The organism is Pseudomonas sp. P5_152 (genome assembly GCF_033989915.1).
Taxonomy (GTDB): Bacteria; Pseudomonadota; Gammaproteobacteria; order Pseudomonadales; family Pseudomonadaceae; genus Aquipseudomonas.
Map to the genome: position 1 here is coordinate 5,655,869 of NZ_JASFAH010000002.1, position 12,385 is coordinate 5,668,253.

The window sequence follows — 12,385 nt, forward strand, 5'->3', positions numbered from 1 at the left end:
CGAGGCTTCCATGCAGTGGGCCAATGATACGCAAGGGGCGGTGCCGGGCCAATGCACAAAGCTCCGGCTATTGCCTGCGGGCCCGGTCGGGGTCAGACTTTGGGCCTTTCCTCGCCAGTGTCTTGCCTGATGATCCGAACCATTCGATCCCTGTTGCTGTTAACCGGTCTGTTTGCCGCCGCTGCTGCTGCGCAACCCCAGCTCGCCGAGATCACCTGGCCTGATGGATGGCAGGCCCAGGCCCTGGAGCCAGAAGCCGCGCCGGAAACCGTGCCGGAAACCGCGCCGAGCGAGGCGCCGGCGAAGGTTTCACGCCAGCGCGCAGTGAAAAACGATGAGAACGGTGACACGATACTGGTCATGGAGTTGACCATGACCCAGGTTGAGGCCGGGCATGTGGTCAACTTGCAGGGGGTGTTGCTGGAAATGCGCAAGTCGATCCAGAAGGACTTCTTTCAGGGCGGCTACCAGAGTGTGTGCAACAAGATTCATCCGGCTACATTGAGTCGCCTGGCTGCCCTGGAAACCACCTGTACCATTACCCAGAACGGGCGTCATGTATTGTCGCAAACACTAGTGGCCGCGGTAGAGGCAGATAAAGCCTATGTTTTTTCCTACGCCGGACAAGCCGATGCGTACGCAGCAAGTCAGAAAGAAATACAGGCGCTGCGTGAAAGTTTGAAACTTTAGTTCCCGATTGCAGTGTTCACGACGCAATGGCGGGCTTCCAGTTCTTTGGCCGGAAGGACTAACTACAAAGTTAATTGTGCCGACCCATGGTAGTTAGCGGTTTTTTTCGCTAGATCGGCGAGCTTCGTTACTTAAAATTCGTGTGGCATAAAAAAAGCCCTGCGTTGGCAGGGCTTTTCAAGGTGAGGTTCATGGCCCTCAAGCACGCAGCCAGGAATCAACGGTGCTGGCGCCGTATTGTTCCTTCCAGGCTTTCAGGCCGCGGTGATTGCCGCCTTTGGTTTCGATCAGTTCGCCAGTGTGCGGGTTTTGGTACACCTTGACCACGCGGGCGCGGCGGGTCTTGGGTGCCGCGGCTGGCTGCAGGCTAGCCTTGGCGTTGGGGTCGAGGATGGCGATAATGTCGCGCAGGCTCTTGCCATAGGTTTTCATCAAGCCCTGAAGCTTCTCTTCGAATTCGATTTCTTTCTTCAGCCCGGCGTCGTTCTTCAGTGATTCCAGCTGCGCAAGCTGCTCTTGAAGGGCCTTTTCAGCTGCACGAAATTCAGCGAGTCTGGACAATATCTTTACTCCAATAGTGTGTTTGGCTGAGACCAACCGCAAACAAAGCTATAAGCCAAGAGCCTTGAAGCGACTCGGTGAGAGTGGCGCACCTGGCAATCTTGCGCAGGCAGGAAAAATTGTAGTAGTTAATTCACTCCGAGTAAATCATGTCTTTTTATTTATGTAACGCAGCTCCGCTGTTTGATGCAATTTGGTGCGCCGACCGCTCAGTAATGGTTTTTACAGGGCGTTTTGCTCAACCGCCAAGTGTTTGTTCAGTTCGATAATGAATTCGCCAGCGGGCATCGGTCGGCCATACAGGTAGCCCTGCAGGAAGTTCACCCCATGACCTGCAAGATATTCACTCTGTTCTAGTGTTTCGACCCCTTCGGCGACTATCCCCAAGTCGAGTTTGCCGGAGAGTTCGATGATGCTGTCCAGAATATGCCGCGACAGCGCGTCCACGCCGATCATTGCGACAAAACTCTGGTCGATTTTCAGGAAGTCCACATTGAACTGGCGCAAGTAACCGAGGCTGGAGTGGCCGGTACCAAAATCATCGATGGCGATCATCACGCCCAGTCCATGCAACTGTTCGAACAGTTGGTGGGTGATGGCCGTGGGTTCGATCAGCTCGCGTTCGGTGAGCTCCAGGACCAGCGCGACCTTGCCGGGCGGGAAAGCCGCCAGGAACTCGCGGCAGTCAGCCACCAGGTCAAGGTCCTGGCAATGGCTGGCGGTGATGTTGATGCCGATATGAAAGCGTTCGCCGAAATGACGGGCCTGCGGGCCGAGCACTGCGGCGGTCTGCTGCATCAACGAGCGCGTCATCGGCACGATCAGCCCCGAGTGCTCGGCAAAGGGAATGAACAGGTCCGGGCGTACCAGGCCATCCTTGGGGTGGTTCCAGCGCATCAGCACCTCGGTGCCGGCCCAACCCTTGCTGTCACCATGCACCACCGGTTGAAAGTACGGCACAAACTCCCTGGCCTCCATGGCCCGCTGCAATTCCAGGCTGGGTGATGTCGAGCGTTTTTGCAGCCAGTGGGCGAGGGTGCCGGCGATGGCGCCAAAAAATATCAGCAGGCTGAACAGTGGTGGGTACTCGCTGACCATGTAGCGCCAGGTTTCCCCTTCGGGGAATCCGGCCTCCACTTTAAAGGCATAGCGTGACGATTCCAGGTAATTGCGTGCCACCGGCAGTTCGGGCAGGGCGCCCTCATGGACCTGGCCGTCGGCCGACAACCAATTGTCACCTACCTGCAGCAACAACAGGGTCTGGCGCCCGATCAGGCGCAGCACGTTGCTCAGGTGGTAGCCATCGAGCGTGGTCAGTGCGCCTTGTCGGCCCTCGCTCTGGCGGTACACCAACAGGGCGGTGTTGGGCGTTACCGGATTGCCGTTCATCAACCACAACTTGCCGTGGGTGTACTCGCCCGGGTCGACCTTCTCCTCGAACTCGCCAAACAACGAGCTGCAGTACAGATTGTTATCCCACACCAGGTTGGTGGAGCGCACGAAGGGCCGGCGGGTCACTTGCTCACGCAGGGCCAGCTTGACGTCCGCACAGGGCTGCCCGGCCAGCGGCAGCAGGAGCTGGGCCGCGTGGGCGGTGTTGTCGAGCATCAGGTCAAACTGGCGAACGGCTTCCTCGGCGGTCTGGTGCGTGCTCTGGCTCAGTCGGCTTTCGGCTTGCATGTACAAAATGGCGCCGCCCAGCACCACGGGCACCAGGGCCACCAGCACGGTGATGGCGTTACGGTAGGCACTTTTACGCCGGCGCTTTAAGGTCAATGGCATTGGGCAAACCTGGGACTGCGGGGATGGGCTCTCAAATGCAGGTGCGGCAACGCCTTGCCTTCCATGAAGAGATTGCATAGCGGGGATGATAGATGGCACTGGGCGATTGTGTTGCTCAATTCAAGGACAATCCCTTTGCCAGTTTGATGAACGCCAGGGTGGCGGGCGAGCATTGGCGTTGATCCAGCACCGCCAGACCCACCTGGCGCTTGACCATCGGAGACAGCGGTCGCTTCACGTAATGCGCCTGCGGGGTGTCGGGTAGCGAGCGTTCGGCAACCAGGGTCAGCGCTTCGCCCCGACTCACAGTTGCCAGGGTGCTGAGCAGTTGCGAACAGCGAAAACGGATGTCGGGTCTCAGCCGTGCCGCGCTGAACAGACGTGTCACCAGTTCTGCAGAACCGGCCTCGGTGAGGATGAACGGATCGTCGCACAGCTCGCGCAGCGTCAGGCTGTCACGACTGGCCAGGGCATGTCCGACGGGGATAAGCGCGACCATCTGGTCCTCGACCAAGGGGAAGGTGTCGAAACGCTCTTCGGGTAGCACCACGAAACCGACATCGATCCGCCGCTCATCCAGCCACTGCAACACTTGCCGGTCGGGGCCTTCATCGATGTGCACCTCGATGCCGGGATAGGCCGCCCGGTACTGCGGCAGGATTTTCGGCAGCAGGCCGATCGACGCCGTCGGGCCAAAAGAACCGATGCGCAGCGTGCCACTTTTCATTCCGCGGGCGTCGGCGGCCTCCTGGCGCAGGGTGCTGGCCAGGCCGAGCATGGCGCGGGCACGCACCAGTAACTGCTGGCCGATGTCGCTGAGTTCGACCTGGGACTGCTGGCGCCTGAGCAGCTCGACACCCAGTTCCTGCTCCAGGGCCTTGATAGCATGGGATACCGCCGACTGGCTGATGCCCAGGCGGTGGGCTGCGCTGGTGAAGCCTTGCAGCTCGGCGACCAGGGAAAAGATCTCGAGTTGGCTCAGGGTCATGAGTAAAGACTCATTTTACGATGATCGATCATGACGGGAAGAATAAGCCATCAACCCTGTCATGTCCCAGGAGCCTGCATGAAAAGTCTTGTCCAGAGTGGTTGGCGTGGTGCGGATGTCCCGGTGTACCTGAAGCTCGCCAGCGTCACCATGCTCTGGGGCGGAACTTTTGTCGCCGGACGCTACCTGGCGGGTTCGCTGAGCCCATTGTTTGCCGCGAGTTTGCGCTTTGCGCTGGCGAGCCTGGCGCTGCTGCTGTTCATGGGGTTGGCCCGCATCCCCCTGGCTCGGCCGAGCGGCCGGCAATGGCTGCAATTGGGGCTGTTGGGGTTCTTCGGCATCTACGTCTACAACCTGTGTTTCTTTTACGGCCTGCAGTATATCCACGCGTCCCGCGCATCGCTGATTGTCGCCTTGAACCCGGCAGTGATCGGGCTGGCGTCCTGGTTGCTGTTCAAGGAGCGCCTTAGTGCCAGCAAGGTCGTCGGCATCCTCCTGTGTCTCGGCGGAGCGGGGCTGGTGATCGTCAGTGGCGATCAGTCGGTGTTCACCGGCGGGGCTTGGCTTGGCGACCTGCTGCTGCTCGGCTGCGTGCTGGGCTGGGGTGTCTATTCGTTGTTCTCCAGGGGGCTGAACCAAGCGCTGGGCCCGCTGCACACCGTGACTTACTCGGTGGTCCTGGGCACCTTGATGTTATGGCTGACTTGCGCGGTGCGCGGCGAAGTCCAGTGGCAGGTCCTTGCGCAGTTGTCCCCGGGGCAAGTGATCAGCCTGCTGTACTTGGGTGTGCTGGGCTCGGCGCTGGCCTATATCTGGTATTACGACGGCATTCGCCGGATTGGCGCCACCCGCAGTGGCGCGTTTATCGCGTTGAACCCACTGACCGCGGTGATCCTCGGCGCGCTGCTGCTCGGCGAACCGATGACGGGCGCGATGTACCTGGGCGGGGCGGTCATCCTGCTGGGTATCTACCTGTGCAACAAAGCCTTTGCAGCGACGGCAAAAAGGCGGATTTTATAGAGAAGGCGGACAAATTGTTTTACGCTGTGTAGAATCGGTTTACGCATATAAGAATAAGTCTTCTGACAGCAGAAGCCTCGCCCACAAAAGCCTTGGGTCGACAATGAAGATATTTGGGTTCCAATTGATCTACGGTGATTTTCTCGCCCGCAGTGTGCGAGGCATCTCCTGCGCGCCACCCGCGCGTCTCAGCAGTGCTCACGACTAACGATCAGTTAATTATTAAAAGCATGATGAGGCGTCAACCATGGCAGATTTATACGAAAACCCAATGGGCCTGATGGGCTTCGAGTTCATCGAATTCGCATCGCCAACCCCGAACACCCTTGAGCCGATCTTCGAGATCATGGGCTTCACCAAGGTCGCTACCCACCGCTCCAAGAACGTGCACCTGTATCGCCAGGGCGCGATCAACCTGATCCTCAACAACGAACCCAACAGCGTCGCCTCGTACTTCGCCGCCGAACACGGTCCGTCGGTGTGTGGCATGGCGTTCCGCGTCAAGGATTCGCAACTGGCCTACAACCGGGCCCTGGAACTCGGCGCCCAGCCGATCCACATCGAGACCGGCCCGATGGAGCTGAACCTGCCGGCCATCAAGGGCATCGGCGGCGCGCCGTTGTACCTGATCGACCGTTTTGGTGAAGGCAGCTCGATCTATGACATCGACTTCGTGTTCATCGAAGGTGTCGACCGCAACCCGGTCGGTGCCGGCCTGAAGATCATCGACCACCTGACTCACAACGTGTACCGCGGCCGCATGGCCTACTGGGCGAACTTCTACGAGAAGCTGTTCAACTTCCGCGAGATCCGCTACTTCGACATCAAGGGCGAATACACCGGCCTGACCTCCAAGGCCATGACCGCTCCCGATGGCATGATCCGCATCCCGCTGAACGAAGAGTCCTCCAAGGGTGCCGGGCAGATCGAAGAGTTCCTGATGCAGTTCAACGGCGAAGGCATCCAGCACGTTGCTTTCCTGGCCGATGACCTGATCAAGACCTGGGATCACCTGAAAAGCATCGGCATGCGCTTCATGACTGCGCCGCCAGATACCTACTACGAAATGCTCGAAGGCCGTCTGCCGAACCACGGCGAACCGGTCGGCGAGTTGCAGGCCCGCGGGATCCTGCTGGACGGTTCGTCCGAGGCCGGCGACAAGCGCCTGTTGTTGCAGATCTTCTCGGAAACCCTGATGGGCCCGGTGTTCTTCGAATTCATCCAGCGTAAAGGTGACGATGGTTTTGGTGAAGGCAACTTCAAGGCGCTGTTCGAGTCGATCGAACGTGACCAGGTGCGCCGTGGTGTTCTCTCCACGGACTAAGCCCTTACACCGATAAAACTGTGGGAGCGAGCTCGCTCCCACAGTTGTTTCAGGTGTGCTTAAGGCCTGCGTTGGCGCACCAGGTGCTTGAAGCCCTCGAACACCAGGACCAGCACCGCCAGCCAGATCGGGATGTAGGTCAGCCATTCCCCCGCCTTGATGCTTTCTCCCAGCAGCAGTGCCACCCCCAGCAACAGCACCGGCTCGACATAGCTGAGCAGCCCGAACAGGCTGAACGGCAGCAGGCGGCTGGCGATGATGTAGACCACCAGGGCCGAGGCACTGATGATCCCGAGCACGGGAATCAGCAGCGTTAGCCAAGGGTGCAGGTCGAACACGCCGAAGCCTTGTGCGCCGTTGTGCACGAACCAGTACGCCACCGGCAGCAACAGCGCCATGTCCAGCCACAGGCCGCCGAGGTTGTCGGCCGCCAGGCGTCGGCGCAACACGAAGTAAGTCGGGTAACCAATGGCCACCAGCATGGTCGCCCAGGAAAAGCTGCCCACCTGGTACAACTCATTGAGCACGCCCAGGGTCGCCAGGCTCGCGGCAATTTTCTGCAGGTACGACAGGCGCTCGCCGTAGACGATGCGGCCGGTCAGCACCATGGTCAGTGGCAGCAGGAAATACCCCAGGGACACATCCAGGCTATGGCCGTTCAACGGTGCCCACATGAATAGCCACAGTTGCACGCCCAGCAGGGCAGAGGACACCAGCAAGCCACCGAGCAGCAGCGGTTTGGCTGCCAGCCGCCGCAGGATCTCCACGACCCGCTGCCACTCACCGGATACCAGCATGAACACCGTCATGCACGGCACCGTCAGCAGCATGCGCCAGCCGAAAATTTCCACACCGTCGAGCGGCGATAGCAGTGAGGTGTAGAAATACATGACGGCAAACAGCACCGAGGCCGACACCGATAGAGCAATTCCTTTAGACAAGCTGTCCTCGCGACACTGAACATAAACAGAGGGGAAGGATACGTGGTTTGAGCGACGAATATCGTTGCAATGGCCTCAGCTACTCAGTGCCTTGCGCCCCGAGACAAAATGGCTCACATCATTGAACCCCGGTGTCGAGGCATGCCCTGGGGTCACCAGTGAATCGATGAAGGCTTCGTCCTCGGCGCTGATCTTCACGTCCTGGGCCTTGGTGTAGGCGTCCCACTGTTCTTCGGTGCGTGGGCCGACGATGGCCGAGGTCACCGCGGCGTTGTTCAGGACCCAGGCAATGGCGAACTCGACCATGCCGACGCCACGTTGCTCGGTGTAGGCCTGGATCTGCTGGGCGATGCGCAGCGACTCGACCCGCCATTCGGTCTCCAGGATACGTTTGTCCTGGCGGCCGGCGCGGCTGTTGGCGTCGGGGCGAATGTCGGGGGCGTACTTGCCGCTGAGCACGCCACGAGCCAGCGGGCTGTAGGGCACGACCCCAAGGCCGTAGGCGTTGGCGGCGGTGATCTGTTCGGTTTCGGCCTGGCGGTTGACGATGTTGTACAGCGGCTGGCTGATCACCGGCCGGTCGACGCCCAGTTGCTCGGCCACGCGAATCACCTCGGCGATGCGCCAGCCACGATAATTGGACAGGCCCCAATAGCGGATCTTGCCCTGGCGAATCAGGTCGCCAATGGCCGACACCGTGACGTGCAGCGGGGTGTTGTGGTCTTCGCGGTGCAGGTAATAGATGTCCAGGTAGTCGGTGTCCAGGCGGGTCAGGCTGGCATCGATCCCGTTGAAAATGTGCTTGCGGCTCAGGCCGCTGCGATTCGGCAGGCCGTCCACCGGGCCAAAGCCGACCTTGGACGCCACCACCCACTCATGCCGGTTGCCGGCAATCGCCTCGCCGACGATTTCCTCGGAGCGACCATTGGTGTAGACGTCGGCGGTGTCGATGAAATTGATGCCTTGATCCCAGGCTTTGTCGATGATTCGCAGCGAGTCTTCGGTGCTGGTCTGCTCGCCAAACATCATGGTGCCCAGGGTCAGCGTAGACACTTGCAGTCCGGAATGGCCCAGTGTGCGGTAGCTCATGACGAATTCCTTTTACCGGTGGGAAAGGCTCAATCAAATACCAGAAGGGCGATGTGGGCAACCGCAATTATCCAATGGTGGGTGCGGGCAACCCGCTCCCACCGTGGCTGGGGTCAGACGCGCAGGGTGCGGGTCATGCGTAACGCCAGCAGGCTACCGCCGACAATCACCGCTGCCAGCACATACAGCGCGGCATCGGTGGAGCCACTGGTGTCCTTGACCCAGCCCACCAGGTACGGGCTGAGGAAGCCGGCCATCTGGCCCATGGAGTTGATCAGCGCCAGACCACCGGCGGCGGCACCGGCGCTGAGCATGGCGGTTGGCACCGGCCAGAACATTGGCAGGCCGGTGAGGGCGCCCATGGTGGCGATGGTCAGGCCGAGAATCGCGATGGCCGGGTGAGCGGCAAAGTTGACCGCGATCAGCAAGCCCAGCGCGCCCATCAGCATCGGCACCACCAAGTGCCAGCGGCGCTCCTTGTGCAGGTCCGCCGAGCGTCCGACCAGCAGCATGAACACCGCCGCCAGCAGGTAGGGAATCGCACTGAGCCAACCGATCACCAGGTTGTCGCTGAAACCGAGGTTCTTGATGATCGACGGCAGCCAGAAGTTGATCGCGTAAACGCCGCTCTGGATGCAGAAGTAGATCAGGCCGAACGCCCAGATCGCCGGATTCTTGAACACGGCCAGCAGCGAGTCGGTGGCCGTCTTCGGCTTGTTGGCGCGGTCGATTGCCTGGTCCGCCTCAAGCACCGCACGCTCGTGCGGCTTGAGCCATTTGGCGCTGGCGAAGTCGTCACTGAGCAGAAAGTACGCCAGTGCACCGAGGATTACCGTCGGAATGCCCTGCAGCAGGAACATCCACTGCCAGCCGGCGAGGCCACCTTGGCCCGCGGCGAAGTGGTTGAGGATCCAGCCGGAGAACGGGCTGCCGAGCAGACCCGAGACCGGGATCGCCGACATGAACAGCGCCATGATGCGGCCACGACGGAAGGTCGGGAACCACTGCGAGAGGTACAGCACCACGCCCGGGAAGAACCCGGCTTCGGCGGCGCCGGTGAACAGGCGCAGGGTATAAAACTCGGTGGGCGTGGTGACGAACAGCAGGCAGGTGGACAACGTGCCCCAGGTGATCATCATCAGCGCAATCCAGCGCCGTGGGCCGAAGCGGGTCAGCGCCAGGTTGCTCGGTACGCCGCACAGCACGTAACCGATGAAAAAAATCCCGGCCCCGAGGCCGTACACGGTTTCGCTGAATTTCAGCGCATCGAGCATCTGCAACTTGGCGAAGCCAACGTTGACCCGGTCCAGGTAGTTGAACAGGTAGCAAATGAAGATGAAGGGGATCAGGCGCAGGGTAATGCGCTTGTAGACGGCGTTTTTATCGTCATCGGTGGCCAGGGTGGCAGCGGCGCTCTGTGACATGGCGGGTCTCTCTTTATTATGATTTTTTGCGGTGCGAGGGTAACGTGACCGCATGCAGAGTCTCGGTCACCCATTGGCGGATGTCTTTGTGCCTGAGCACAGCGATTACGCCAAGCGCCTGTGCGGGTGAACAACCAAAGCCCCAGCTTTTCCAGGAATACGCCTCATGTTCGAACTTGATCACGACCTGGCCCAGGATATCGTCGACCGGGCGATGGCCATTCTGCCCTACAACGTCAACGTCATGGACAGCCAGGGGCTGATCCTGGGCAGTGGCGAGCCGGAGCGGGTCAACACCCGGCATGAAGGCGCGCAGTTGGTGCTGGCCAATGGTCGGGTGGTGGAAATCGACGCCCAGACGGCAGTGCACCTCAAGGGCGTGCAGCCGGGGATCAACCTGCCGTTGCTCCTCGATCAGCGCCTGATCGGCGTACTCGGCATCACCGGTGAACCCGAGCAACTGCGTACCTACGCCGAGTTGGTGCGCATGACCGCCGAAATGCTGGTGGCCCAGCGCAACCAGCAGGCCGAGCAGCAATGGCGCCGCCAGCGCTGCGATGATCTGTTGGCGCTATTGCTCAGTGAGGCGGGGGACTCGCCGCGGTTGATCGACGAAGCCCAGCAAATGGGCCTCAAGCCGCAATTGGCACGTACCCCCTATTTGTTTGAATTGGGCCTGGAACACGGCAACGGCCAGACCGCCGAAGCCTTGAGTGCCTGGCTGAGTTCGCGCTACCCCGATAGCTGGTGCGTCAGTTCGGCCAAGTCCTCGTTGCTGTGGTGCCGACCAACGACCCAGGCCGTGGACAACGAGCGCTTGCTGGAAAAACTCCAAGGCCTGGGCTGGAACATCCTGCGCATTGCGGTCGGTGGCCAGGCCGACGGTCTGCAGGGCTTGCGCCGCTGCTATCGGCGGGTTGGCGACTTGCTGGCCTACGGTCGCGATGTATTGCCGCACAGTCGTTTGTTGACCTTCAACCGCTACCGCCTGCCGGTGATGCTCTGGCGCCATCGCAACGATGATGCGCTGGATGAGCTGCTCAGCCCTTTGCGCAAGGTCATCGCCAAGGACAGCAATGGGCAGTTGCTGGCGACCTTGCGCAGTTGGTGCGAGCACGATGGTCAAAGCCAGGCCTGTGCCGATGCCCTGGGGATCCACCGCAACAGCCTGCGCTATCGCATGGAGCGGGTGGCCGAACTCAGCGGAGTCGATCCCCTGCGGCTGGACGGCATGCTGGCGCTGTACCTCGGTGTGCAGCTGTTGCCCCAACCCTGCGCAGACGTGTAGGAGCAGGGCTTGAGTTGGGTTTTGTAGAAATGAACAATAAACCCCCTCCACCCTTGTGCAGCGGACTGGCGTCATCGTCTGGGGCAACTGGCAGCATGCTCTGCATAACAACCGGAGAAATCACATGAAGATCGTCATCGCCCCCGACTCGTTCAAGGACAGCCTGAGTGCTATTGGGGTGGCGGATGCCATTGCCCAGGGGCTGGCCGAGGTCTGGCCAGATGCACAGTTGGTCAAATGCCCGATGGCCGACGGCGGTGAAGGCACGGTCGAGGCGATTCTCGCGGCCTGCGCTGGCGAGTTGCGCAGTACCCGGGTGCAAGGGCCACTGGGCGAGCCGGTCGAGGCCCGTTGGGGCTGGTTGCCCGACAGCCACACTGCAATCATCGAGATGGCCGAAGCCAGCGGTCTGCAATTGGTGCCGCTGGAGCAGCGTGATGCGTGCATCAGCAGCACCTTTGGCACCGGCGAGTTGATTCGTGCGGCGCTGGATGCGGGTGCCCGACGTATCATCCTGGCCATCGGCGGCAGTGCCACCAATGACGGTGGAGCGGGCGCGATGCACGCCTTGGGCGTGCGCTTGAACGATGCCCAGGGGCAAGCGATCCGTCACGGTGGCCTGGCGCTCGAAGACCTGGCCCGTATTGAACTCAAGGGCATCGACTCGCGCCTGGCCGAGGTCCGTTTCGAGATCGCCGCCGACGTCGACAATCCACTCTGCGGCCCCCATGGCGCCTCAGCGATTTTCGGCCCACAGAAAGGTGCTTCGCCTGAGCAGGTGCACCAACTCGATCTTGCCCTGGGGCATTTTGCCGATCATTGTGCGCACGTGCTGGGCAAGGACCTGCGTGACGAACCCGGCAGCGGTGCGGCGGGGGGCTTGGGGTTTGCGGCCAAGGCGTTTTTGAACGCGCAATTTCGTCCTGGCGTGGAAGTCGTGGCTGAACTGGTCGGGTTGGCGGACGCCGTGCGGGGAGCCGATCTGGTGATCACCGGCGAAGGTTGCTTTGATGCGCAGACGTTAAGGGGCAAGACCCCCTTCGGGGTGGCGCGTATCGCCCGCCAAAACTGTGTACCGGTGATCGTGATCGCCGGCACCCTGGGCGAGGGTTACGAGCAGATGTATGAACAGGGGGTCGATGCCGCCTTTGCGTTACCTTCCGGGCCAACAAGCCTGGCTCGGGCGTGTGCCAATGCCGCGCAACTATTGCGTGAGCGGGCACGGGATATTGCCCGGGTCTGGCGGTTGGCGTTGCGCCAGGCATGACCCTCCACACA

At 60.9% G+C, this 12,385-nt stretch carries 11 protein-coding genes; 5 read left to right on the forward strand and 6 right to left on the reverse strand.

What is annotated here, in order from left to right:
- Positions 1-129 precede the first annotated feature (129 nt).
- Positions 130-690: a DUF4946 domain-containing protein gene (locus tag QMK50_RS25985; protein ID WP_320334376.1), complete on the forward strand. Its 561-nt coding sequence runs from the start codon at positions 130-132 to the stop codon at positions 688-690.
- A gap of 198 nt (positions 691-888) precedes the next feature.
- On the opposite strand, the gene QMK50_RS25990 is transcribed toward QMK50_RS25985, so the two are convergent.
- The 3 genes from QMK50_RS25990 to QMK50_RS26000 all read right to left on the reverse strand — a co-directional run bounded on the left by QMK50_RS25990 (position 889) and on the right by QMK50_RS26000 (position 4,021).
- Positions 889-1,251 carry a histone-like nucleoid-structuring protein, MvaT/MvaU family gene (locus QMK50_RS25990; RefSeq protein ID WP_095168446.1) on the reverse strand — a complete coding sequence of 121 codons (363 nt, stop codon included), beginning with the start codon at positions 1,249-1,251 and terminating at the stop codon, positions 889-891.
- A 222-nt stretch (positions 1,252-1,473) separates the two neighbouring features.
- On the reverse strand, positions 1,474-3,033 hold the full coding sequence (locus QMK50_RS25995) for a cyclic diguanylate phosphodiesterase (RefSeq protein ID WP_320334377.1): 1,560 nt from the start codon (positions 3,031-3,033) through the stop codon (positions 1,474-1,476).
- 115 nt (positions 3,034-3,148) lie between these two features.
- The gene (locus tag QMK50_RS26000) at positions 3,149-4,021 is read right to left on the reverse strand and encodes a LysR family transcriptional regulator (protein WP_320334378.1); all 873 of its coding nucleotides are present in this window, start codon (positions 4,019-4,021) and stop codon (positions 3,149-3,151) included.
- A 78-nt stretch (positions 4,022-4,099) separates the two neighbouring features.
- On the opposite strand from QMK50_RS26000, the gene QMK50_RS26005 reads away from it, so the two are divergent.
- Together QMK50_RS26005 and hppD are read left to right on the forward strand one after the other, a co-directional pair.
- The gene (locus QMK50_RS26005) at positions 4,100-5,041 is read left to right on the forward strand and encodes a DMT family transporter (RefSeq protein WP_320334379.1); all 942 of its coding nucleotides are present in this window, start codon (positions 4,100-4,102) and stop codon (positions 5,039-5,041) included.
- Positions 5,042-5,288: 247 nt separating this feature from the next.
- Complete coding sequence (hppD, locus tag QMK50_RS26010) at positions 5,289-6,365, forward strand: 4-hydroxyphenylpyruvate dioxygenase (RefSeq protein ID WP_159995530.1); 1,077 nt, start codon at positions 5,289-5,291, stop codon at positions 6,363-6,365.
- Between the two features lie 59 nt (positions 6,366-6,424).
- Here the strand turns inward: hppD and rarD are convergent, their stop codons facing one another.
- The 3 genes from rarD to QMK50_RS26025 all read right to left on the reverse strand — a co-directional run bounded on the left by rarD (position 6,425) and on the right by QMK50_RS26025 (position 9,819).
- Entirely contained in the window at positions 6,425-7,306 is an 882-nt protein-coding gene (gene rarD, locus QMK50_RS26015) for an EamA family transporter RarD (RefSeq protein WP_320334380.1), read from the reverse strand.
- 75 nt (positions 7,307-7,381) lie between these two features.
- Positions 7,382-8,395 carry an aldo/keto reductase gene (locus tag QMK50_RS26020; RefSeq protein WP_159995534.1) on the reverse strand — a complete coding sequence of 338 codons (1,014 nt, stop codon included), beginning with the start codon at positions 8,393-8,395 and terminating at the stop codon, positions 7,382-7,384.
- Between the two features lie 113 nt (positions 8,396-8,508).
- Positions 8,509-9,819, reverse strand: a complete 1,311-nt coding sequence (locus QMK50_RS26025) for an MFS transporter (RefSeq protein WP_095168434.1) — start codon at positions 9,817-9,819, stop codon at positions 8,509-8,511.
- A gap of 166 nt (positions 9,820-9,985) precedes the next feature.
- On the opposite strand from QMK50_RS26025, the gene QMK50_RS26030 reads away from it, so the two are divergent.
- Together QMK50_RS26030 and QMK50_RS26035 are read left to right on the forward strand one after the other, a co-directional pair.
- On the forward strand, positions 9,986-11,107 hold the full coding sequence (locus QMK50_RS26030; RefSeq protein WP_320334381.1) for a sugar diacid recognition domain-containing protein: 1,122 nt from the start codon (positions 9,986-9,988) through the stop codon (positions 11,105-11,107).
- Between the two features lie 124 nt (positions 11,108-11,231).
- The gene (locus QMK50_RS26035; RefSeq protein WP_320334382.1) at positions 11,232-12,374 is read left to right on the forward strand and encodes a glycerate kinase; all 1,143 of its coding nucleotides are present in this window, start codon (positions 11,232-11,234) and stop codon (positions 12,372-12,374) included.
- Positions 12,375-12,385 lie beyond the last annotated feature (11 nt).